Here is a 23,622-nt window from a genome sequence, read left to right as displayed (position 1 = left end):
CGTCCGCGGCCACAGCCGCAGGGCGCAGCCATGCCCGGTGCCGCAGCCTCCTGCGGCGCCAACCGGCCATCTCTACGGCAACACAGAAAGGAAATCCCGCACGATGCACGAAGTCGAGTTATTCATCCAGGACATGGCCATCATCATGCTCATTGCCGGCATCGTCACCGTGGTCTTCAACAAGTTGAAGCAGCCGGTGGTGCTGGGCTATATCGTGGCCGGCGTGATCATCGGTCCGCATACACCGCCCTACGACCTGATCCAGGATGAGAAGACCGTGCATATTCTTTCAGAATTGGGCGTGATCTTCCTGCTGTTCTCGCTGGGTCTGGAATTCAGCCTGAAGAAACTGGCCAAGGTTGGCGCCACCGCCTTCATTGCCGCCGCCGCCGAGATCCTGCTGATGATCTGGATCGGCTACGAGATCGGCCTGTACTTCGGATGGAAGCGCATGGACGCCATCTTCCTGGGGGCCATGCTGGCCGTGTCCTCCACCACCATCATCGTCAAGGCTCTCAACGAGCTGGGCATGAAGAACGAGAAGTTCGCCCAGATCATCTTCGGCATCCTGATCGTGGAAGACATCCTCGCCATCGGCATGATCGCGCTGCTTTCGGGCGTGGCTACCAGCGGCTCGGTGGATTCCACCGAAGTCTTTACGACGGTGGGCAAACTGGTGCTGTTCATGACGGTCTCGCTGGTGGTGGGCATCCTGGCGGTGCCGCGCCTGCTCAGTTTCATCTCCCGTTTCAAGAGCAACGAGATGCTGCTGGTGGCGGTGCTGGGCGTGCTGTTCGGCTTCTGCCTGCTGGTGATGAAGCTGCAATACAGTGTGGCCCTCGGCGCCTTCCTGGTCGGTGCGGTGATGGCCGAGTCGCGCCAGCTGCATCGCATCGAGCGCCTGGTGGAGCCGATCCGCGACATGTTCTCGGCCATCTTCTTCGTGGCCATTGGCTTGCTGTTCGATCCCGGCGTGCTGGTCAAGTATTGGATGCCGATCACCGTCATCACGCTGGCGGTGGTCTTCGGCAAGCTCATCAGTTGCGGGCTGGGGACCTTCGTGGCGGGGCAGGGCGGGCGTACGCCCATGCGCGTGGGCATGGGCCTGGCGCAGATCGGCGAATTCTCCTTCATCATCGCCGCGCTGGGCCAGAGCCTGAAGGTGACCAGCGACTTCCTCTATCCCATCGTGGTGGCGGTCTCGGCGGTCACCGCCTTGCTTACGCCTTACCTCATCAAGGCCGCCGATCCGCTCTCGGCCAAGGCTGTCACGCTGGTGCCGGCACGCGTCTCCGGCCTGCTGGGCATGTATTCACGCTGGCTGGAAAGCCTGCAGCCTACGGGGGATCGTGCCGAACTCACGCGCATCATCCGCCGCATCCTCATGCAGGTGATGGTGAACCTGGCCCTGGTGATTGCAGTATTCCTGGCCGGGGCCTTCTTCGTGGACGGTCTCTCGCGGCAGCTCTCGGCATGGACGCCTGACCCGGAGATGCAGAAGGCCATCATCTGGGGCTGTGCCCTGGTGCTCTCCTTGCCCTTCCTCATTGCCACCTATCGCAAGTTGCAGGCGCTGTCGATGCTGCTGGCCGAGGTCAGCGTCAAGCCCGAGTTCGCAGGAGCGTATACTTCGGGCGTGCGCAAGGTGGTCTCGGAGGTCTTGCCCATCATGTCCATCGTGGGCATCATGCTGCTGATCTTCGTGTTGAGCGCCAGCATCTTGCCACCGCTGAACCTGCTGGCCTTCGTGCTGGCGGCGGCCGCCGCGCTGCTGTGGTTGCTGTGGAGCAAGCTGGTCAAGCTGCATTCGCGGCTGCAGATTGCGCTCTTCGAGACGCTGGATGAGCAGCCGGACGATGTGCATTGAGCACGTCGATCCGGTCATTTGAGAATTCGGGCGTGACCGGAAACGGCACGCCCCCGATTTTATTTACGTTGAACTGAACCATCATGACTCAAGACGAACTCAAGCAAGCCGTAGCCAAGGCCGCCATCGACTACGTGGTCGACGGCGAAATCATCGGCGTGGGCACCGGCTCCACGGCCAACTTCTTCATCGATGAACTGGGCAAGATCAAGCACCGCATCAAGGGTGCGGTTGCCTCTTCCGAAGCCACGGCAGAACGGCTGCGTTCGCACGGCATCACCGTGTTCGATCTCAACGAGGTCGAGACCATGCCCGTCTACATCGACGGCGCCGATGAAATCAATGGTGCCGGTGCCATGATCAAGGGCGGGGGCGCTGCCCTCACGCGCGAGAAGATCGTGGCTTCCGTGGCGCAGAAATTCGTCTGCATCGCTGATGGTTCCAAGCTGGTTGAGGTGCTGGGCAACTTCCCGCTGCCGGTGGAAGTGATCCCGATGTCGCATGCCGTGGTGGCCCGCAAGCTGGCGGCACTGGGCGGCCAGCCGCGCCTGCGTCTGAACAAGAACGGCGACGGCCAGCCGCTGGTTACCGACAATGGCTGCTACATCATCGATGTGCTGGGACTGTCCATCACCGATCCAGCTGACATCGAAGACAAGATCAACAATATTGTCGGCGTGGTCACCAATGGCCTCTTCGCGCGCCAGGGTGCCAACGTCTGTCTGCTGGGCACGGCTGAGGGCGTCAGGAAACTGGAGTTCTGACGCACTGCCCACTGCCCACTGCCCACTGCCCACTGCCGTTGGTCTTTGTCTCAGACAAAAATGCCCGTTGTCCTATGACACGGGCATTTTTTCATCCCCTCATCCCTTCATCCCTTCATTGCACGCCTTGCCTCAGGGCTGGCCGGCCTTGGCCTCATCCCGTGCAATCACCACGCTCATGCGCGCCGGATCGATGTACTTGCGCACGGCCGCGTTGAGTTGCGCCAGCGTCAGGTCGGCCAGCTTCAGGTCCAGCTGCTGCTGCCACAGGAAGCTGCGGTCCAGGTTCATCAAGGCACTCCAGCTGGTGGCGATGCCGCCGTCGCCGGCGCGCTGCTGGTTGCGCTGCTGCAGGATGCCGGACTTGGCGCGTTGCAGTTCATCCTCGGTGAAGCCGTCCTTGATGAGGCGGGCGATTTCTTCGTGTACCGCCGCATCGACCTTGTCCAGGTTCTGTGGCGCGGCGATGGCGCGCACCATGAAGTAGCCGGCATCGCTGATGGCGCCAATCTGCAGGCCACTGTTGATGCCATAGGACAAACCATCCTTCTGGCGGATGCGGTCCGCCAGGCGCGACTTCAGGCTGGAGCCGCCGAGCAGGTAATTGGCCACGGCCAGGGCCGGGTAGTCGGGATCATCGTCACGCAAGCGAATATTCTGGCGCGCCAGATAGACACCGTTTTCCTTGTCGGGCGTATCGATGACCATGCGCCTGGCCGGGATGTCGGCCCAGCTCTGCAGCACGCGCGCATAGGGCGCCGCACTGGCCCAGCCGCCGAAGGCTGCATCAATCGCCTGGCGCGCGGTCTGCGCATCGAAGTCACCGACCACGGCCACCTCACCATGCGAGGCGCCATAGAAACGGTGATGGAAGTCCTGCACCTGTTCCAGCGTCACCGCCTGCACGGCGGCGATGCGCTGCTCCAGCGTTTGCGCGGCGCGCCAGTCACCGGCCGGGTAATGGTTGAAGTGCAGCTGCAGGGCCTCGCCGGCGCGCGCATCCGGCTCCTTGCGGGTGGCTTCAAGCGCGGCCACGGTCTCGTTCTTCAACTGTGCAAACTCGACCGGATCCATGCGCGGGTAGCGCAAGACCTCGCCCACCAGCGCGAACGCCGGGACCAGGTTCTCGCGCGTGGTCTGGAAGCGATAGACGTTGCCGTTGATCTTCAGGCGCGTGAACTCGTCGGCCAGTTGGCGCCGATCAAGATTGCGGGTGCCGCGCATGAGCATGGCCGCCGTCAGTTGTGCCACGGCGCGCTGACCGAACAGGGTCTGGGCATCGCCGAACTCCAGATTCATGCTCACCGACACCGTCTGCCCGCGCGATTGCTTGGGCAGCAGCGCCAGCTTGAGTGCCGTGTGCGGCGACTGGCCCGGCGCGATGAGGGTAGTGCGCTGTTCGATGTTGCCCGGTGCCGGGTCGAAGGCTTCGCCGGAGGCGATGGCCGGGCGCGGCTGGTATTGCGTCAGCAGCGATGCCACGCTGGGGGCAGCCGGGACGTCGGCGCGCAGCGGATGATCTTCCGGCAGGTAGAGACCGACGGTGCGATTGTCGCGACGGAAGTATCTGCCGGCGGCAGCGGCGATGTCTGCACTGCTCAGGCGTTGCTCCAGGTCGCGTTCGATGAAGACCAGGCGCCAGTCACCGCGTGCAATCGCGTTGGACATGGCCACCGCCATCTGCTGCGGATTGTTCTGCAGCGTCTCGAAATTGTTGCTGCTCTCGCGGTGCAGGCGTGCCACTTCCTCGACGGTTGGCGGTGTCGTGCTGAAGGATTCGACGGCGCTGATCATGGCCTGCTTGACCGGTTCGATGTCGGCCCCCGCCTTGAGCTGCGCCACGATCATCTGTAGCCCCGGCGCAAAGCCACTGAGCTGCATCGCATAGACCTGCGTGGCCAGACCTTTCTCGACCAGCAATTTGTGCAGGCGACCATTGGGCGTATCGGTCAGGATGTCGGCGGCGAAGGCAAGGGCGGTGGTATCCGGATGCAGCGCGGAGGGCATCTTGTAGCCCAGCGCCACCAGTTGCACGTCCCCCCGACGGCGGATCACGAACTGGCGTTCGCCATCCTGGGTCGGTTCCACCGTCCAGAATTCAGGCAGCTTGCGCTTGGGTCTGGGCAGGCGGCCGAAGCTCTGGTTGACCCATTGCAGTACCTGCGCCGGCTCGAACTTGCCGGCGATGAGCAGCACCGCATTGTCGGGCTGGTAGTAGGTCCGATAGAAGGCTTGCAGGTTCTCGATGCGCACGTTTTCGATATCGCTGCGCGCGCCGATGGTGCTGCGGCCATAGCTGTGCCAGTCATAGGCCACGCTCTGCATGCGCTTCAACATCACGCGCGAGGGAGAGGTCTCGCCGGCTTCATATTCGTTGCGCACCACCGTCATCTCGCTGTCCAGATCCTTGCGCGCGATGCGGGAATTGACCATGCGATCAGCTTCCATCGCAATGGCCCATTGCAGGTTGTCCTTGCCGGCCTCGAAGGTCTCGTAGTAGTTGGTGCGGTCCAGCCAGGTGGTACCGTTGAAGTTCATGCCGCGCTTGCTGAATTCCTGCGGGATCGCCGGGTTGTGCGGCGAGCCCTTGAACATCAGGTGTTCCAGCAGATGGGCCATGCCGGTTTCACCATAGTTTTCATGGCGCGAGCCGACCAGGTAGGTGATGTTGACCGTGACCGTGGGCTTGGAATCGTCCGGCAGCAGGAGCAGCTTGAAGCCATTGGCAAACCGGTACTCGCTGATGCCCTCGGCGCTGGGGCCCTGCGTAATGCCCGGCGGCAGGTTTGGCGCAGCTGTTGCCGCGTGGATCTGCGGGGGCAAGAGGGCAAGGCCCAGACTGAGGGATAGCAGGGCAAGGCGCATGCGACGCAAGGACAAGATAGGCTCCAGCAGGAAGTCGGAAACGAAGCGCGCATTGTAGCGCCCTCTACTGCGCTGCAACCCCCGGACGCAAAACAAACGCCGCCGTGGCGAGCCAGGGCGGCGTTACAGTCGGTGCGCCAGCAATGACGCGGTCCGATTTACTCGCTCGGCGGTACGTAGCCCGCTGCGGCATCGGCACCTTCGCCGAAGAAATGCTTTTCCATTTGTGCGGCCAGGTACTTGCGGGCGCGGGCGTCGGCCAGCATCAGGCGGTTTTCGTTGACCAGCATGGTCTGGTGCTTGAGCCAGGCAGCCCAGGCTTCCTTGGAAACACTTTCATAAATGCGCTTGCCCAGTTCGCCCGGATAGGGCGGGAAGTCCAGGCCTTCGGCTTCCTTGTTCAGTTTGATGCAGTGGACCATGCGTGCCATGTCGATTCCTTGGTTCGTTAAGTTGAAATGCCTGGGACGGGCGGGCCAGCGATGGGGGTCAGCGGTTGAGCCTGCTCACGTCCTGACGGAAAAATGATTAATACAAATTCTTGATCAATACCTGCGACTTGCGCTGCCAGTTGTAGATCTGCTGGCGATCCTGCGGCAGGTCGTTGACACCGGCCAGCACGAAGCCGCGCTTCAAGAACCAGTGCGAGGTACGGGTGGTGAGCACGAAGAGCTTGGTCAGCCCGGCTTCGCGCGCACGGGTTTCGATGTGCTTGAGGATGCGGTCGCCGTCGCCCTGGCCTTGCACTTCCGGATTGACGGTGAGGCAGGCCATCTCGCCCATGCGTTCCTTGGGGAAGGGATACAGGGCAGCACAGCCGAAGATGACGTTGTCGTGTTCGATCACGGAGAAGTAGTCGATTTCCCGTTCGATCAGTTCGCGGCCGCGCTTGACCAGGGTGCCATCGGCTTCCAGCGGTTCGATCAGCTTGAGGATGCCGCCCACATCCTCGATGGTGGCCTGGCGCAGGCTTTCCAGGTTCTCGTAGGTGACCATGGTGCCCACGCCGTCGTGGGTGAACAGTTCCAGCAGTGCCGAGCCATCGGTGGAGAAGGGCACGATGTGGGCGCGCGAGACGCCGGCATTGCAGGCCTTGACCACGCTGGCCAGGTAGAAAGCCGCATCCGCGGGCAGGAAGCCGGCCGACAGCACCGCCTCGGCCTGGTGCGAGGACAGCTCGCGGATTTCAGCACCGCCGGCATCCTTCATCAGCGGGGTTTCGGACAGGAAGATCAGCTTTTCGGCGCGCAGCGCGATGGCGGCGGACACGGCCACGTCTTCCATGGTCAGATTGAAGGCTTCGCCGGTGGGCGAGAAGCCCAGCGGCGAGAGCAGCACGATGCCGCCCGCATTCATGATGGGCTGGATGACGTCGGCGGCGATCTTGCGCACCACGCCGGTCAGTTGCAGGTCCACGCCATCGATCACGCCCATGGGGCGAGCCGTGACGAAGTTGCCGGAGATCACGCGGATGGCCGAATGCGCCATGGGGGTATTGGGCAAGCCCTGGCTGAAGGCGGCCTCGATGTCCAGGCGCAGTTCGCCGGCGGCTTCCTTGGCGCATTCCAGCGCGGCGCTGTCGGTCACGCGCAGGCCGTTCTGGAAGCGCGCCTCGACATTGCGCAGGGCCAGTTGCTCGGCCACCTGCGGGCGCGAGCCATGCACCACCACCACGCGGATGCCCAAGGCATGCAGCAGCGAGAGATCCTGGGCCAGTACCTGCAGGCCGCCGGCCGTGACCAGCTCACCCGGAAAGGCGACCACGAAGGTCTTGCCGCGGAAGGCGTGGACATAGGGCGCGACGGAACGCAGCCAGTTGACGAATTCGGTCTGTTTTTCCATGACGCGCATTATAACCAGCGTCGCGGCGGGCCGTAGGCTTGCGGGCCGCTTGGGAGCAGATTTCTTGTGCGGATGTTGCAAAGCGGAGCCATTGGCACGGCAAGGCTCGCCAAAACCTGCACTATCGGCCCTCCAGCCGCATCCAGCCTGACCGGGCGGGCGGTGGCAGGTATAATGTCGGCCTCATGTCCGTTACCAAAGCACCCCACACTCCCCCAGGCGCCCAGTCGCAGCAGAACCCGCAACAGGACCGTGGGCGCGGCCCGCGCGAGCCGCGTGCTCCCCGTCGCGCCGAGTCTGCCGCCGAGGCCGCGCCACCGGTCCGCAATGCGCTGCCCCCGGTCACCTTTCCCGAAGAGCTGCCCGTCTCCGGCCGCCGCCACGAGATCGCCGAAGCCCTGCGCCGTCATCAGGTCATCATCGTCAGCGGCGAGACCGGTTCCGGCAAGACCACCCAGCTGCCCAAGATCTGCCTGGAGCTGGGCCGTGGTGAGAAGGGCCTGATCGGCCACACCCAGCCGCGCCGTATCGCTGCCTCCTCGACCGCCAAGCGCATTGCGCAGGAACTGAATTCCCCGCCGGGTGAACTGGTGGGCTACAAGGTCCGGTTCAACGACACGCTGTCCAAGGGCGCATGGATCAAGCTGATGACCGACGGCATTCTGCTGGCCGAGACCCAGACCGATCCGCTCTTGCGCCAGTACGACACCATCATCATCGATGAGGCGCATGAACGCAGCCTCAACATCGATTTCCTGTTGGGCTATCTGAAGCAGTTGCTGCCCAGGCGCCCCGATCTGAAGATCATTATCACCTCGGCCACCATCGATGCCGACCGTTTCGCCCGCCATTTTGGCCGCGAGGTCAAGGGCGAGATCGTACCGGCTCCGGTGATCGAGGTCTCGGGCCGCTTGTATCCGGTGGAGATCCGCTATCGTCCCATCGACAATGCCGACCGCAGCGGCGTCTCCACCGAAGTGGCGCAGGCGCGTGCGCGCGCCGAGGGCCGCGCCAGCCAGGCCCAGAAGGACCGCGAGCAGCGCGACCTGATGGATGCCGTGGTCGATGCCGTGGATGAACTGGCGCGCATCGGGTCGGGGGACGTGCTGGTGTTCCTGCCCGGCGAGCGCGAGATTCGCGATGCTGCCGAAGCACTGCGCAAGCATCATCCCCCGCATGTGGAAATCCTGCCGCTGTTTGCGCGCCTGTCTGCGCAGGAGCAGGAACGCGTCTTCAAGACCAGCAATGCCCGTCGCATCGTGCTGGCGACCAATGTGGCGGAAACTTCACTGACCGTGCCGGGGATCCGCTATGTGGTCGATGCCGGTCTCGCACGTGTGAAGCGTTACAGCTATCGCAACAAGGTCGAACAGTTGCAGATCGAGCCGGTGGCGCAATCGGCGGCCAACCAGCGTGCCGGACGATGCGGCCGGGTGGCCGCGGGCGTGTGCATCCGTCTGTATGATGAGCAGGATTTCCTGCAGCGTCCCAAGTTCACCGATCCCGAGATCTTGCGCTCCTCGCTGGCCTCGGTGATTCTGCGCATGAAGTCGCTGCACCTGACCGATGTGGAGAGTTTCCCCTTCATTGAACCACCGCTGGGTCGCGCTATCGCCGACGGCTATCAGCTGTTGCAGGAGCTGGGTGCGGTAGAAGAGCAGGGCGGCGTCAATCGCCTGACTGCACTGGGCAAGCAGCTGGCCCGGTTGCCGCTGGACCCGCGCGTAGGGCGCATGATCCTGGCGGGACGCGACAATGCCTGCCTGACCGAACTGCTCATCATCGCCGCAGCGGTATCCGTGCAGGACCCGCGCGACCGGCCCATGGATGCGCAGAATGCAGCGGACAACGCCCACAAGAAATTCGCCGACGAGAAATCGGAATTCGCCAGTTATCTGAAGATCTGGAAGTGGTTCGAGGAGGCCATCGCCCACAAGAAATCGAATCGCCAGCTGCAGGAACACTGCCGTGAGAATTTCCTCTCGCAATTGCGTCTGCGCGAGTGGCGCGATGTCCATTCGCAGTTGCTGACCATCGTGAAGGAACAGGGCTGGCGACTCAATGAAGCCCCCGCCACCTATGACCAGCTGCACCTGGCGCTGCTGACGGGCTTGCTGGGCAACGTTGGTTTCAAGAGTGAGGACGATGCGCAATACCTGGGCGCACGCGGCATCAAGTTCAACATCTGGCCCGGTGCGCATCTGACCAAGAAGCCGGGCCGCTGGGTGATGGCCGCTGAGCTGGTCGATACCGCCCGCCTGTATGCGCGCTGCGTCGCCAACATCCAGCCCGAATGGCTGGAGAAACTGGGCGGCCATCTGCTCAAGAAATCCTGGGGCGAACCGCGCTGGGAAAAACGCGCCGCCCAGGTCACCGCCTCCGAACGCGCCACGCTCTACGGGCTGGTGGTGTACAGCCAGCGCCGCATCAACTACGGCAAGATCAACCCGGCCGACGCGCGCGAGATTTTCATTCGCGACGCCCTGGTCGGTGGCGACTTCGAGACTCGCGCACCATTCTTTGCGCACAACCAGAAACTGGTGCGGGAGATCGAAAACCTGGAACACAAGTCCCGTCGCCTCGATGTGCTGGTGGACGATGAACTGATCATCGGTTTCTACGACAAGCTGATCCCGCACGACATCTGCAATGGCGTGGACTTCGAGAAGTGGCACAAGCAAGCCACGGCCGCCGATCCCAAGTTGCTGTACCTGAACCGTGACGACCTGATGCGTCATGAAGCAGCGGGCGTCACCACCGAGCTGTTCCCCAAGACCATGAACGTGGCGGGCATCGCCATGGCCTTGAGCTATCACTTCGAGCCGGGTGCGGCGCGCGATGGCGTCACGCTGACCGTGCCGCTGTATGCGCTCAACCAGGTCTCGGCGGATCGCTGCGACTGGCTGGTGCCGGGCATGTTGAAGGAGAAGGTGCATCTGCTGTTGAAGTCCCTGCCGCAGAAGTTGCGCCGCCACTGCGTACCGCTGCCCGATTACGCCGCACGTTTCTGCGAGCGCATGGAGGAGCGCAAGACCTTTGGCCGGGGCAACCTGATCGACGCCATCATTGCCGACATCCGCGAGCAGATCACGATCCTGGTCAAGCCCAGCGACTTCAAGCAGGAGACGCTGTCGGCGCACCACGCGATGAACTTCAAGATCGTCGATGAGCATGGTCGCCAGCTGGAGATGGGCCGCAACCTCGCGGCCCTGCAAGCCGAATTCGGCGGCCAGGCGCGCCAGCAGTTCCAGAAGCTGGCCGAGCAGGTTGCCATTGCCCCGCGCGAGGAGGAGGACAGCACCGCACCGGCACCTGCAGCCCTCGGCAAGGGAGCCGCGAATGCAGCCCCGGCGGCCCCCGCGTCAGTGGGCGAGTACAGCAATCTCACCAGCTGGAGTTTTGGCGAATTGCCCGAACTGCTGGAGATCACGCGCGGCAGTGGCAAGCAGGCGCAGACGCTGATCGGATTCCCGGCGCTGGTGGATCGCAAGACGCATTGCGACCTGGAGGTCTTTGATGATCCGGCCGAGGCGGCGCGCTTCCACCATGCGGGTCTGCGTCGCCTGTTTGCGTTGCAGATGAAGGAACAGCTCAAGTATCTGGAGAAGAACATTCCGGGTCTGCAGCAGATGGGCATGCAATTCATGGCCCTGGGCTCGCAGGAGGAATTGCGGGAACAGATCCTCAATGCCGGGCTGGAACGCGCCTTCCTGCAAGACCCGCTGCCGCGCAATGCGGACGAATTCAATCGCCGCCGTGATGAGGGCAAGGCGCGTCTGGGTTTGCTGGTCAACGAGATCGCGCGCCTGTGCGGCCAGGTGCTGGCCGAGTATCACGCCCTGCCCAAGAAGCTGCAGGGTATCAAGGCGCATGCGGCTGCGGCGACCGACATGCAGGCGCAGTTGTCGCAACTGGTGGGCAAGCGTTTCGTGGCCGAGACGGATTACACCAATCTGAGTCACTACCCACGTTACCTCAAGGCCATCAACGTACGGCTGGACAAACTGCGCGCCGATCCGGCCCGCGATACGCGCTTGCTGGCCGAGTGGAATTCGGTGGCGCAGCCTTACCAGCGCGCGCTCAAGGATCGCGCCGGGCGGGTGGATCCCAAGATGACCGAGTTCCGCTGGATGCTGGAGGAACTGCGCGTGTCGCTCTACGCGCAGGAACTGAAGACGCCGATGCCGGTGTCGGTGAAGCGCTTGCAGAAGGTGTGGGAGAGCATGCAGCGCTGAACCACCTTGAGCGCCCGTCGTGTGTTGATCGCCACCCCTCACTTGCCTTGTTCAGCGATCCGCGTGCGTCCCAATTCTCCGGCGCTGGCCAATAGCCGCAACCTGGCAGAACGCCATTCGGCCAGGGCACGTATGCGTTCCTGGCTTGCATCGGCCAGTGCGGCCTGCACATTGAGGATGCCGATGATGTCGCTCAGTCCGCGTTCATATTTGCGCTGAACGTCTTCCATGGCCATCTTCGCGCTTTCCAGCAGGCGCAGGGATGAGCTCAGGTTGCGTTGGGCAGCCTGATTCTCCGCGAAGGCATTGGCGAGTTCGCTGATGACCTGCCCCTCGGCCTCCAGCAGTCCGGCTTCCCGGAGGTCGATCTGTGCCTGGGCGTTGCGTACCTTGTAGGTGTGAGCAAAGCCGTCGAAGAGCGGGAAGTTCAAGGCCAGTGCGCTCACCGTCTCGCGTGTTTGCGTGCCCGCACTCCCCTGATTGGGGCGTCCGTTGACGTAGTATCCATGAGAAAAATCCAGACTGGGCAAGCCTTCGGCGCGCGTGGCCGCCAGCTTCTCGCGCGACGAGGCCAATTGCGCCCTGGAGGCAAGCAAGGCAGGATGTTGCTGCCCAGCGAGCTCCATCCATTGCACCAGGTCTTGCGCAATCTGACCGGCCTCGATGGCCGAGTCGGGACTGTCGATGGGGACTTGCAGGCGAGCTCCCTGTCCTCGCAGTCCCAATGAGACCGACAAGGTGACCAGGGCTTTTTCATGTTGGCCGATGGCACGCGCATGTTCCAGTTCCGCTTTGGACAGGGAGGTCTGGACTTGCAACAGGTCGGAGCGCGCGGCCATGCCCCGTTCGGCACGCTTGTGGGTGATCTCCATGATCTGGCGTGCCAGGCGTTCGTTCAGTTCACGGGCCTGGCGATTGGCACCGCTTGTTTGAACGTCGTAATAGGCCGCAATGACGCTGCTCATGGTCTTTTGCAAGATGGCGTCATGACTGGCCAGGGCGGCGTCGAGCAAGGCATCGGCTGCGCGCAGGTTGGCGCTGCGGCCACCGAAGTCCAACAGGCGCCAGGTCAGCGTGTAGTACTGGGAGCGGCTCTTGCGTTGGTTCTCCAGAGGTAGTAGCGAATCGGGCTGCTGCACGCGTTCTTGCTGAAAGCGCAGTCCAGCGTTGATGCTGGGTAAATAGGCCGCCCTGGCTTCACCCTTTTGCGCTGCTTGCACTTTGATGCGCGCCCAGCCGGCCTTCACCTGGGCGTGATGACACAAGCCCAGGTCGATCGCATCCCCCAAGGTGAGTGGCGCAGTTGGTACGGCAGAACGGCCATCGCAAACCAGGGTATGGGCATCTCCCGGAAGCAATTTGCCTTCGTCCAGTTCCGGTGGTCGCGCCAACAAGGGATCCTCAAGAGGCGCCGAGGCCCGTTCCAGCCATTCCCGTGCGTGGGCCATGTCCGTCAGACATACCGGCGCTGCTGCCATCAGGACTACGCAGACAGTTCTAACGTTCATTGAGGGACTCCTGCTGGTGGCGAATCAGAGGGGAGAGCACGTATTCGATGACCCGTCGTGTTCCCGTCCGGATCTCGACGGTGACCGACATGCCCGGCGCAAGCGCCAGCGTGCGCCCCTCTGCTGCCAGCGTATGGCGTGACAGAACGATCTTGCTGGCGTAGATCAGGCCGCGCTTCTCGTCTTCGATGGCGTCATGCGAAACATGCCGCACCGTTGCCGGGACCGTGCCGTACCTGGTGTAGTCGAAGGCTTCTATCTTGACCTTGGCGTCCTGGCCAACCTGGACGAAGCCGATATCCTTGTTCTCCAGAAACGCTTCCACCTCCACGGCTGCTTCCTGCGGAACGATCTGCATGAGCGGCTGGGCTGCCGGCACCACGCCACCCACGGTATGGACATTGAGTTGCTGCACCGTTCCACTGACCGGCGCTACCAGCTTGAGCAACTTGCTGTGCTCGCCAGCGCGACGCTGATCCTGCAAGCCTGCTTCGATTCGCTTGCTGGCGTCGATGCCCTCGTCGTGCGCTTCTTTCAGGGTTTGGGCAATCAGCGCGGAACGCTGGTTGCGGGCATCGGCAAGCTGTCCCTGGAGCTCAATCCTGGCTTGCTCTTTCTCCTGCCAGGCATGGCGCGAGACCGTATTGTCGGCCAGCAGCGATTGATAGTCTTCGGCAAGCTGCCTGGCCAAGGGCAGGGCGGCACCGTAGCGTACGATTTCATCATCCAGGCGATCCAGCTTGCTTTTGACATCCCGATATTGGCTTTCCAGTTGCCGCTGCGCCGCTTCCCATTGCGCAGCAGTCGCTGCCGGTACCTGCGGCAATCTCGGGTTTGCGCCGGATGCTACGGCTTCGCGCAATGCGTTTGCCCGCGCAAGCTGCAATCGCGCCTGTGCCACGGCATCGGCGGCCTTGTCATGCTCAGCGTCGCTGCTGCTGGAATCGAGCTCGATGAGCAACTCGCCTGCCTTGACCGTCTGTCCCTCCACCACATGCAGAGCCTTGACGCTGGCCACATCGATCGAAGCGATGGTCTTGGTACGGGATGAGGGAATGATCTTGCCGGTGGCATGGACGATGATGTCGATGCGTCCGAAGATCGCCCACAGGAAGAAGAAGGCCACCAGACTCATCAGAATGCGCCCTGTCCATCGCAAGGTCGGTGAAGCCGGCGACTCCTGCAGGGCCAGTACGCCTGGCAGAAACTGGGCTTCCTGCTGGTTGTAGTAATCCGTGCGCAGGTTTTTCCGCACGCTCCAGAAATGCAGAAAGATGCCAAGGTAGCGTTGCCACAGGGCGCGCCATGCGGCCATCCATTGAAGCAGTTTCATATCGTCAACCCAATGGAGAAGTGCTGGAAGCGCCTTGTGTCATTTGCAGTTCATGCAGATGCGCATAGATGCCACCGGGCTTGCGCAGCAGCTCGTCGTGGCGCCCGCTTTCAACGATCTGACCCTTGTCCAGAACGATGATGCGGTGGGCATCACGCACTGCCGAGAGGCGATGCGCGATGATCAGCACGGTTCTTCCTGCGCAGATCTGGCGCATGTTGTCCTGAATGACTTTTTCGGATTCATAGTCCAGTGCGCTGGTGGCTTCGTCGAAGATGAGGATGGCCGGATTCGAGATCAGTGCGCGGGCGATGGCAATGCGCTGCCGCTGTCCGCCGGAGAGGCCAGTCCCATGTTCGCCGACCAGGGTGTCATACGCCTCGGGCAACTCGCAGATGAATTCATGGGCACCCGCCAGCTTGGCCGCAGCGATGACGGCTTCTATCGGCAGGGAGGGATCGGTGAGAGCGATGTTGTCCCGGATGGAGCGTGAGAACAGCATGTTTTCCTGCAATACCACCCCGATCTGCTGGCGCAGCGAGGCGGTATCGATGATGGCCAAATCCTGTCCATCGATCATGACCTTGCCGCGATCACAGACGTAGAGACGCTGAACCAGCTTGGTCAGGGTACTTTTGCCCGAGCCGGAGCGACCGACGATGCCCACGACCTCGCCAGGCCGAATGCTCAAGGTGAGAGAGCGGAGTACCTCCGAGGCTTCCGGGCGATATCGAAACGAAACCTGGTCAAGGACGATTGCACCGGATAGCCTTGGCAAGCGGGTTTTCTTTCCCGTGACTTCCGAGCGGGTATCCAGGACATCGCCGAGCCGGCTCATCGAGATCCCGACCTGTTGGAAATCGTTCCACAACTGGGCCAGCCTCAGCACCGGAGCGGCCACCTGGCCCGCCAGCATGTTGAAGGCTACCAGTTCGCCGACCGTGAGTTGCTGGTCGATCACCAGGGTGGCGCCCAGCCACATGATGGCGACCGTCACCAGTTTGCTGACCAGGCTGACGCTGCCGCTTGCCAGCAGGCCGATGTTGGCGGTGCTGAGTCCTGCGCTGACGTAGGCGGCCAATTGCTTGTCCCATTTCTGCTGCCAGCGTGGCTCGACGGCCAGGGACTTGATCGTATCCATGCCGGTGAGCGACTCCACCAGAAACGCCTGGTTTTCCGCGCTCTTGTTGAACTTGTCGTCCAGCCTGGTCCGCAAGATGGGTGTGAAGATGAAGGAAAGGCCCAGATACAGAGGAATCGACACCAGCACGATCAAGGACAGGGTAACGCTGTACCAAAGCATCACGCCCAGGAAGACGAAGGAGAACACCAGATCCAGCAGCAGGGTCATGGCATTGCCGGTCAGGAAGGAGCGGATGTTCTCCAGCTCCCGGATGCGCGCGATGGAATCGCCAGCACGCCGCGACTGGAAATAGGTGATGGGCAAGCTCAGCAAATGCGCGAACAATCTGGAGCCCAGTTCCACATCGATCTTGCTGCTGGTATGGGCAAACAAGGCGGTCCGGATGCCGCCCAGGATGGCTTCGAACAAGGTCGCAGCGATCAGCCCGATAGCGATTACGTTGAGCGTCTTCATGGCATGATTGACCAGCACCTTGTCCATCACCACCTGAAAGAACAGCGGCGTACACAAGCCGATCAGCTGCAGCATCAGCGAGATCAACAGCACTTCACCCAGCGCCTTGCGATACTTGACCACCGCCGGGATGAACCAGGTGAAATCAAACTTGCTCATGCTGCCCGCAAAGCTCGCCTTGCTGGTCATGAAGATCACCTGGCCGCTCCAGCATTCATCGAAGGCAGGGCGCAGCATGATGGCAGGCCGCTCGCCCGGGCGTTGCACAAGAATGCGCCAGATGGCTTGGCTGCGGTCGATCTTTCCGATCAGGAAGAACTTGCCGTCACGGTCCACGGCGATGGCCGGCAGCGGCACCCGTTCCAGGCGGGCCGGGTCTTGCCTGACGCAGCGGGCGGACAGCCCCAGTTTCCTGGCGGCCAGCAGCAGGGTCTGGATGGTGAAGGGCTCGCGGCCAAACTCATGCCGCAGCTGATGCGGATCTGCAGCGATGTCGTGCAGCCTGGCCATCATGAGCAGGCACAGCAGGCCGCTATCGGGAGTTTCAGGATGGTTCTCTTGGTCGTTCACGCTGGTGTACTTCGCAGGGAGGTGTCTTGATGACGAGGAGAACGGTGCAGTGTGGAGCACCGGGATCGCTGGCAGCGGCAGGACCCGCTTTCACACGAGTGAGCTGCCGCCGCTGCTGTGAATCAATGCGTCACGGTCATCAGAATGCGGCCGTTGCTGGTCTGCCCGTTGGTCCAGCTGGTTTGCGCAGCCGACGGTGCAGCAAAGCCGGCCATGGCCTGGACGAATTGCTCGACATCGGTATCGTGCAGATTCAATCCATCGGCAGTCTTGATGCGTTCGATGCGACCGGTGCTTTCCTCTGCGCCCATGCTGTACCAGCCCTTGACCACAATCTGGTCCGCCGTCCCCATCACGTTGATCTGCAGATCGTCGCCCACATGCCGGAACCACAGGTTTTGCTGCTGGATGCCCGAGAGTTCCAGCACATCGATATTGCCCAGCGTGGCATCGTTGTCGATGAGGGTGTCGATGCCGTCACCCCGGCTGAAGCGATAGGTGTCGTTGCCGGCCTGGCCGATGATCGTGTCATTGCCCCGGCCACCGGTGAGGATATTGTCACCCCGGTTACCGGTGATGATGTTGGCCAGTTCGTTGCCGGTGCCGTCGATGTTCTCGTTGCGCAGCTTGATCGGGTCGATGGTATAGATGCTGTAGGCATTGGCGACGTTGGCATCGCGTCGGAACTCTTCCAGTGACAGGTAGCGCGTCATGTCACTGACCAGGCCACGGCCCGAGTCGGCGATATAGAAGCCGTTGATGGCACCGGTGGCAGCGTCGCAGGCCACGCCGGTCACGGTCACCACGTGGTTGACAGCGCCGCCGTCGAGGTAGGCGTCTTCCCCCCACAGCTTGCCCGCATTCACGGCGATGATCACGCCGCGGCCACCCTTGATCAGGTTGGCGATGCCCTGTTCGTTGTAGCCCTGCATGAGGCCGTTGCGGATACCGTAGCTGTCCAGCAGGGCGCGCTGACCGAGGTAATTGGAGCCGCCGCGTTCGTAGTCGCTGACGGTGCTGTCGGTGACGCACCATTGGTTGTCGATGGCACGCTGCACCACCTGGGCTTCCGACAGGTTCTGGTTGGCCTGGATGGCCAGATTGGCGATGCTGGTCAGGGCGCAGGTGCCGGCATAGTCGCGCACCGCATTGCCCTGCATGTAGTCCAGTTCATTGGCTTTGGGATAGCCATAGACCAGGATGTCGACGCCATCGGCGACGCCCTTCTCGGGTTTGGAAAAGTCCAGCAAACCGAGGTTCTCGATCTGTGCGCCCAGCGTGTGGCTGATGCTGGAGAGCACCGTATCGTTGCCCTCGCCGGCCAGTTCGATGACGCGATCGCCGAGGTCGTCGACGTAATAGATATCGTTGCCCTGTCCGCCGATCATGATGTCGGCACCCGTGACGCCATCCAGGATATTGGCCTGGCTGTTGCCGATGAGCTTGTTGGCGCCGCTGTTGCCGGTGCCGTTGAAGTTGCCGCCCTCCAGCAGGCGCAGCTCCTCCACGTTGGTGCCGAGCATGGTGTTGCTGCTGGCGATGACGGTATCGTAGCCTTCGCCCGCATGTTCGAGGATGACATCGTTGATGCTGTTGACGATGTAGATGTCATCGCCCTTGCCGCCTTCCATCTGGTCGGCCCCCGCGCCGCCGTCGATATAGTCGTTGCCGATGCCGCCAATGATGATGTCATTTCCGGTGCCGCCATAGAGGAAGTTGCTATCGCTCACTCCGGCCGCCAGCCCGGCCTCATTCGAAGCCGCACCGCCGACGATGATGTCGTCACCCGTGCCGCCATAGATCACGTCATTGCCGGCCCCGCCAAAGAGACGGTCATTTCCTTCTTCGCCATAGAGCTGGTCATCGCCCACGCCGCCTTGCGCCTCGTCGTTGCCGATGCCACCCCACATCTGGTCGTTGCCGAATGCGCCGACCATGAAGTCATCGCCCGTGCCGCCGTACATCGTGTCATCGTCGGTCTCGCCGGCTGACAGGCTCTGCTTGCTGTCATTGGACGGTGTGAAGCCGACGAGGATATCGTTGCCGCTACCTCCCCACAGCGTGTCGTTTCCTACGCCGCCGAAGATCTTGTCGATACCGGCGCCGCCGTCCACGCTATCGTTGCCGGCACCCCCGTCGAGTTCATCTTCCCCGGCGCTGCCGAAGAGGGTGTCATTGCCGGCATCGCCGAAGATCAGGTCGTTGTGCTCTCCGCCATCGAGAGTGTCATTGCCCAGGCCGCCATACAGGCTGTCGTTGCCCCTGCCGCCGCGCAGGGTGTCGTTGTCGGATTCGCCTGCGGCCAGGGTCTGCTTGCTGTCGTTGGATGGGGTAAAGCCGACCAGTACATCATCGCCGTCGCCGCCGTACAGGGTATCGTCACCGGCCTGGCCGAACAGCCTGTCATGGCCTGCGCCACCGTAGAGGGCATCATTGCCGTCGCCGGCCTGGAGTTCATCGTTGCCTTCGCCGCCGATCAAGGTGTCATTGCCGGCTTCAGCAAACAGCATATCGTCGCCGGTACCGCCGTCGAGCAGATCATTGCCCGCGCCACCGATGAGTTCATCGTTGCCTTCTTCACCGTACAAGGTGTCATTGCCCTCGTAGCCCCACAGGGCGTCGTTGCCAGTGCCGCCCCACAGCGTATCGTTGCGGCTGCTTCCGCCCATCAGGTCGTTGCCGCCGCCTGCATAGAATTTCACCAGCAGATCGGTGTTGAAGTAGATGCCGTTGTAGGCCGCATAGTAATTGGCACTGAAGCTGTCGTCGCCATCGGTGCCGATGAGGCTGTCGCGGTTGTTGCTGTTGATCTTGACCTGGTTGGGGCCGAACTGGATGTACTGCGTGGCATTGATGTAATACGTATTGTCGGAGCGGCGCAGGAAGTCGTAGCTGCTGAATTGCGCCCAGGGGAGGACGGGCTCCCTGTCCCCGGAAGGCGAAGCCGGTGCGCGTTGTAGTTGTGCTTCACCGCGGAAGCCGGCGTTGCCGGCCGTGTAGAAACCGTAGTCCGTCGCCCGCACGGTGGTCAGGCCGGCGCGCATCATGGCCATCGACAGTGTGGTCAGTTCGGGCGTCTGGGCGATACCGTCCTCGTTGCTGTCGGTCCAGGCTGTGAGGCCATTGAGTTCGCTGCCATTGAGCTGGCCGTCGCGGTTGGCATCGAAGTTGCCGAGTTGCGTGGCGCTCAGGGCGAGATTGGTGCTGTTGAGGATGCGGAAGGTGCGTTGCGCGATGGAGTCTGCACGGTCGGTGACGGTGGATTTGCTTTCGTAGAAGGCGCCGATGGGGAACAGGTCCGGTAGCGGGAAGCTGGGTGTGTACTGGATGCCTGGCGTGTAGGTGAAGCGATTGTTGACCAGGAAATCGGTGGAGGCATTGACGAAGTTTTCGAAACCGGATTTGTCCAGCGCGCCATTGGCAAAGGCCGCCCAGGCTGCGTGATCGGCCGAGTTGGCGGCGTTGACGTCATTGAACTGGTAACTGCGGTCATTCCATCGGATGCCGTTGTTGGAGCGGTCGGTATAGGCGAAGCCGTTGACGTTGAGACCGCCGATGTTGTTGCTGCTGCGGGTGATCTGGCCTGAGGCGGCGTCGTAGCGGAAGTTGCCGGAGGTGCCGTCGGCGAGGGTGCCGGTGTTGTTGGCCAGGGTGAAGCTGCCGATCTGCTTGTCTTCGCTGAAGACGTAAATCTTTCCATCGACGTGGAAAGAGATATTGCCGTTGGAAGCGATATTGCCGCGCGAGGTGCTTCCGGTGCCGCTCTTCAATTCATAAGTCGGCACGTCGTCGCTGCCGTTGAAGGTCTTCACAAGCCGCAGCGCAGCGGAGTCGATCTTGGCAGTGTCATCGAGGGCCATCGTGATGGCGGCGCTGAGCAATTTTCCTTGTCCGTCGATCAGGCCTTCCAGATGCATCGTGCCGCCGGTCTTCAACGGAAGATCTTTAACAGACTTGATCTTGCATTCATTGTTGATGTCGGTCTCGATCTTGATCTGATTGGGGAAGACCTTTTCCCAGTCGATGGTGTTGGGATTGCTGATGCCGCATTTGGTCAATGCAGCGAAGCCCGCGTTGTATTCGTCATACGTCAGTTTCGGGGCAACGGAGCTGTTGGCTTTACCACTCCAACCACCAAATTTCTCTACCAATGGACTTTTTGCGGAGACTGCGGCCAAGGCGGCCTGGCTGTTCATTGTCCAGGTGCTGACGTCGGCGAAATCAGTCATTTTTCTGAACTCGGCGGAGAGTGTACCTCTCGGTTTGAGTTGAGCATTGTCGCTATAACTGAAACCGTTGATGGAACCCAGGCCCAATTGAGACGCAACGATCATTTCAGATGTGAGCGCTATTCCTTCTGCTCGATGTGCGGATCGTACGGCTGCGTCGGGGGTGGTTATGGGGTCATTAAGGCCACCGGGGGACAAGATGTGGCCGAGTTCGTGAGCGAGCAAGGTGGCGAGCTGTTTTCTGCCGATGTCGGTGCGCATGTAGCTCTTGATTACATTTGGATCTATGGCCACTATGAACTCATCCGAACTGGTTCCCTTTCCCGGTGAACCTAGTTTTAGGTTCAGATTTCTATCTGAAAACGCATTAAGCTGGCTCGCTAAATATGGCGATAGCGTGCTAGCGCTAATCAAGAATTCTGCTACATCTGGAAGGCTATATTCTTCTCCAAAGCCCTTGATGAATTTTTTTGTTTGAGCGGATAAATTCTCCATTTTTACTTTTCCTCTTGTTTAATTCCAATATTGAAAACATTGCCGGATTCATCTAGGCGAACATGCAAATCCGACCTGAAATTTTCATTTTCAATGACGTGGCTATACACGAGAAACCCTTTCGGATGGAGTGCCGGTCCTCGCAAAATATAGCTTTCGGTCGGATGGCTGACTCTTGCGTCGGAAAGGCCTAAGGCTGCCTCAGCTATAAAGTCCCTCCCCACAATATCTTTTGCAATGGTTCGCTCAACCAAATCGGCTGGGTAGAGCTTTGAGTCTTGGAAGGGCGCTACATGTATGCGAGACACTCTCGAACGTGGTTTGTCTCGGTAAAGCACTGCAGTCGAGAAATGTAGATTTGTTTCTAGTAACCCAGATCTCGCTGGCTGTATGTGGAAACTCAGATCCTCGGGAATATCTAGTAGCGGCGGGTAATATCTTTTTGCAAGACCAAATGTTGTCTTCAGATTTTTTTCACTGATGAACGCCTTGTCCAGCAAGAGAAAATTCTCGTGAATCTCCCGTAGCTTTAATAGCAGTTGCTCTGCTGTGACAATCGAAATTTCCTCTGCTGGCTGACTCGGAATAACTGAGTCAGGAGAGCATCCTGCTGCTCTAGTTTTTACATCTTTCTCCTGATGGCTTTCGGCTGCGACGTATGAAGTGGCCATCAAGAACATGCCTGAAATGACGATCTCGCGCATTTTTCTGATTGAGGCGATTTCATTAATGGGACCAGTGCTCACAAGTTCTCCTCCTGGAAATGGCGTTCCGATAGGTTCTCGGCAAATGCAATTCGATAGTCCGTCTGACTACTGGTCTAGCCAAAAAGTCTTATAAAAACCTGCGACATTGAACCGTGATTTCATCCCGTAGCCTATCGAACATTTACGGTAAACAGAGGTCGATTTTGCCCGACGATGTTCGGTCGTAAAATTAATGAAATGCAGCAAAATAGACTTTTGTGAAAATTCAAAAAAGTTAGTTTTTGTTCCATATGATTTTTCGTCGATCAAAGCCGATGCCAGACAAAATTGGAGCGCAGCGATCTATTCAGAAATGATGTTTATACCTCCAGTCCGCGTGAAGAATGCTCAGTGGCATCAGGGGTGTTTTTGGCTCAAGGAGATCACTGTGGGGCAAGATATGGTCGAGTTCGTGAGTGAGCAATCCGATGCACTTCTTCCTTCCAATATCGGTGCGCATGTGGTGATCCATTTGAGACACGTCAGGACGATCATCGAATTTTTCTAATAAATTTAGCGCTCAAGATAGTCGCGGAGATATGCGATTCGAAAGACGTTCTTTCCCGTTTTTCTGTCTACCACCAAGATCGCATAAGGTTCTGTACGGCCAGCAGTGTATGCGATGTAAGCACCCGGACACTCAGCGCGTTTTTCCAGAACTTCTGACCCGAAGATTGTCGTTTCATAGTTTTCTAATAGTAGAAACGAAGCATCTTCTCTTCCAAGCGGTTCTATGTTTGGTCGCCTGTCGATAAAGAAATCCCGACTCTCACCATCGAAGCATTTGAGATGTTTCATCATCGAACCTTCTGAGTAATAAGGCATAGGAATTTTGTTATTCCACCAAAACACACTGAGAAAGTTATAGGTGTAGACCAACAAGAACACCAAAAACAAGTACAGAAAAACCAGCTTGATCCCAAGTTCATGATCTGCACACCACTGCCATTGCCTTCTGCTAAGCATGCTTTCCTTCCTTAAATTTTCATAAATTAATTAGCGTTTAAGGTGGTCACGCAGGTACGTAATTCGAAAGATGTTTTTTTCCGTATCTCGGTCTACTATCACAATCGCAAAGGGTTCTGGCCATCCCACCGTATCGGCTATATATGCGCCTACACACTCCGGCCGCAGTCCCACGATTTCTAATCCGAAAGTGGTAGTCATATATTTTTCGAGAAGAAGAGGAGATGCGTCATAGCGCGTCAGTGGATCCGGATTTGCTCTTTTTCTTATGATGAATTTTGAAATTTCATCGGTGGCACATTCGAGATGATCCATTTGAGACACGTCAAGGCGATGCTGAATGGGTATCTTGTTATTCCACCAAAACACACTGAGAAAGTTATAGCCGTAGACCAACAAGAACACCAAAAACAAGTACAACAAAACTAGCTTGATCCCAAGTTCATGAGCCGCACACCACTGCCATTGCCGTTTGCTTAGCACCGCCTGCCTCGTCGCGTTGAATGTTGAAAACTAGAACCCGTTTCATAAATAGGCGTGAGTGCGAGCCAGTCCCGTTTGGGATGAAGTGCAAGGCGCGAATTTGGGTCAAGACTGGGCGTCTT

General features: G+C 60.1%; 15 protein-coding genes. 5 read left to right on the top strand and 10 right to left on the bottom strand.

From position 1 onward, the window contains the following. Window positions 1-103 precede the first annotated feature (103 nt). The gene (locus ACODSZ_RS15485) at window positions 104-1,867 is read left to right on the top strand and encodes a cation:proton antiporter (protein ID WP_175343989.1); all 1,764 of its coding nucleotides are present in this window, start codon (window positions 104-106) and stop codon (window positions 1,865-1,867) included. Window positions 1,868-1,950: 83 nt separating this feature from the next. Beyond that, window positions 1,951-2,631 (top strand): ribose-5-phosphate isomerase RpiA, encoded by a 681-nt coding sequence (gene rpiA / locus ACODSZ_RS15480; protein ID WP_008331214.1) that lies wholly within the window; start codon window positions 1,951-1,953, stop codon window positions 2,629-2,631. Between the two features lie 132 nt (window positions 2,632-2,763). Here rpiA and ACODSZ_RS15475 read toward each other — a convergent pair whose 3' ends face one another. From ACODSZ_RS15475 to argA, 3 genes are all read right to left on the bottom strand, one after another. Next, window positions 2,764-5,511, bottom strand: a complete 2,748-nt coding sequence (locus ACODSZ_RS15475; protein WP_488927960.1) for a M16 family metallopeptidase — start codon at window positions 5,509-5,511, stop codon at window positions 2,764-2,766. Window positions 5,512-5,654: 143 nt separating this feature from the next. Further along, on the bottom strand, window positions 5,655-5,927 hold the full coding sequence (locus ACODSZ_RS15470) for an oxidative damage protection protein (protein WP_008331210.1): 273 nt from the start codon (window positions 5,925-5,927) through the stop codon (window positions 5,655-5,657). Window positions 5,928-6,024: 97 nt separating this feature from the next. Then, window positions 6,025-7,338 carry an amino-acid N-acetyltransferase gene (gene argA, locus ACODSZ_RS15465; protein ID WP_008331208.1) on the bottom strand — a complete coding sequence of 438 codons (1,314 nt, stop codon included), beginning with the start codon at window positions 7,336-7,338 and terminating at the stop codon, window positions 6,025-6,027. Between the two features lie 185 nt (window positions 7,339-7,523). Between argA and hrpA the strand changes: the two genes are divergently transcribed. Continuing rightward, the gene (hrpA, locus tag ACODSZ_RS15460) at window positions 7,524-11,573 is read left to right on the top strand and encodes an ATP-dependent RNA helicase HrpA (RefSeq protein WP_488927959.1); all 4,050 of its coding nucleotides are present in this window, start codon (window positions 7,524-7,526) and stop codon (window positions 11,571-11,573) included. 38 nt (window positions 11,574-11,611) lie between these two features. Here the strand turns inward: hrpA and ACODSZ_RS15455 are convergent, their stop codons facing one another. From ACODSZ_RS15455 to ACODSZ_RS15440, 4 genes are all read right to left on the bottom strand, one after another. After that, window positions 11,612-13,081 (bottom strand): TolC family protein, encoded by a 1,470-nt coding sequence (locus ACODSZ_RS15455; protein ID WP_488927958.1) that lies wholly within the window; start codon window positions 13,079-13,081, stop codon window positions 11,612-11,614. Then, entirely contained in the window at window positions 13,071-14,414 is a 1,344-nt protein-coding gene (locus ACODSZ_RS15450) for an HlyD family type I secretion periplasmic adaptor subunit (protein WP_175343986.1), read from the bottom strand. The genes ACODSZ_RS15455 and ACODSZ_RS15450 overlap by 11 nt, the downstream gene beginning before the upstream one ends. A 4-nt stretch (window positions 14,415-14,418) precedes the next feature. After that, the gene (locus ACODSZ_RS15445; protein ID WP_488927957.1) at window positions 14,419-16,581 is read right to left on the bottom strand and encodes a type I secretion system permease/ATPase; all 2,163 of its coding nucleotides are present in this window, start codon (window positions 16,579-16,581) and stop codon (window positions 14,419-14,421) included. 122 nt (window positions 16,582-16,703) lie between these two features. Then, window positions 16,704-20,498: a calcium-binding protein gene (locus ACODSZ_RS15440; protein WP_488927956.1), complete on the bottom strand. Its 3,795-nt coding sequence runs from the start codon at window positions 20,496-20,498 to the stop codon at window positions 16,704-16,706. Here ACODSZ_RS15440 and ACODSZ_RS15435 point away from each other — a divergent pair. After that, window positions 20,469-21,140, top strand: coding sequence for a hypothetical protein (locus ACODSZ_RS15435; protein WP_488927955.1), 672 nt, complete (start codon window positions 20,469-20,471; stop codon window positions 21,138-21,140). The genes ACODSZ_RS15440 and ACODSZ_RS15435 overlap by 30 nt on opposite strands. A 167-nt stretch (window positions 21,141-21,307) precedes the next feature. Here ACODSZ_RS15435 and ACODSZ_RS15430 read toward each other — a convergent pair whose 3' ends face one another. Further along, window positions 21,308-22,051, bottom strand: a complete 744-nt coding sequence (locus ACODSZ_RS15430) for a hypothetical protein (protein WP_488927954.1) — start codon at window positions 22,049-22,051, stop codon at window positions 21,308-21,310. A gap of 193 nt (window positions 22,052-22,244) precedes the next feature. Here ACODSZ_RS15430 and ACODSZ_RS15425 point away from each other — a divergent pair, with 193 nt between their 5' ends. Continuing rightward, a complete protein-coding gene (locus ACODSZ_RS15425; RefSeq protein ID WP_488927953.1) occupies window positions 22,245-22,559 on the top strand; it encodes a hypothetical protein in 315 nt (104 codons plus the stop codon). Window positions 22,560-22,564: 5 nt separating this feature from the next. Here ACODSZ_RS15425 and ACODSZ_RS15420 read toward each other — a convergent pair whose 3' ends face one another. Beyond that, the gene (locus ACODSZ_RS15420; protein WP_488927952.1) at window positions 22,565-23,017 is read right to left on the bottom strand and encodes a hypothetical protein; all 453 of its coding nucleotides are present in this window, start codon (window positions 23,015-23,017) and stop codon (window positions 22,565-22,567) included. Between the two features lie 30 nt (window positions 23,018-23,047). Continuing rightward, entirely contained in the window at window positions 23,048-23,332 is a 285-nt protein-coding gene (locus tag ACODSZ_RS15415) for a hypothetical protein (RefSeq protein WP_488927951.1), read from the bottom strand. Window positions 23,333-23,622 lie beyond the last annotated feature (290 nt).

This window comes from Herbaspirillum sp. FG34 (genome assembly GCF_057809315.1).
Note: the sequence above shows the minus strand (reverse complement) of the source record. Positions and strands in the feature narration are given on the sequence as shown.

Bases quoted from the DNA above. Each gene is read 5' to 3' on its own strand.
- ACODSZ_RS15455 (WP_488927958.1), bottom strand. From the start codon at position 13,081: ATGAACGTTAGAACTGTCTGCGTAGTCCTGATGGCAGCAGCGCCGGTA.
- ACODSZ_RS15425 (WP_488927953.1), top strand. From the start codon at position 22,245: ATGAAATGCAGCAAAATAGACTTTTGTGAAAATTCAAAAAAGTTAGTT.
- ACODSZ_RS15415 (WP_488927951.1), bottom strand. From the start codon at position 23,332: ATGGATCATCTCGAATGTGCCACCGATGAAATTTCAAAATTCATCATA.
- ACODSZ_RS15420 (WP_488927952.1), bottom strand. From the start codon at position 23,017: ATGCTTAGCAGAAGGCAATGGCAGTGGTGTGCAGATCATGAACTTGGG.
- ACODSZ_RS15485 (WP_175343989.1), top strand. From the start codon at position 104: ATGCACGAAGTCGAGTTATTCATCCAGGACATGGCCATCATCATGCTC.
- argA (WP_008331208.1), bottom strand. From the start codon at position 7,338: ATGGAAAAACAGACCGAATTCGTCAACTGGCTGCGTTCCGTCGCGCCC.
- ACODSZ_RS15440 (WP_488927956.1), bottom strand. From the start codon at position 20,498: ATGCATCTGGAAGGCCTGATCGACGGACAAGGAAAATTGCTCAGCGCC.
- rpiA (WP_008331214.1), top strand. From the start codon at position 1,951: ATGACTCAAGACGAACTCAAGCAAGCCGTAGCCAAGGCCGCCATCGAC.
- hrpA (WP_488927959.1), top strand. From the start codon at position 7,524: ATGTCCGTTACCAAAGCACCCCACACTCCCCCAGGCGCCCAGTCGCAG.
- ACODSZ_RS15450 (WP_175343986.1), bottom strand. From the start codon at position 14,414: ATGAAACTGCTTCAATGGATGGCCGCATGGCGCGCCCTGTGGCAACGC.
- ACODSZ_RS15470 (WP_008331210.1), bottom strand. From the start codon at position 5,927: ATGGCACGCATGGTCCACTGCATCAAACTGAACAAGGAAGCCGAAGGC.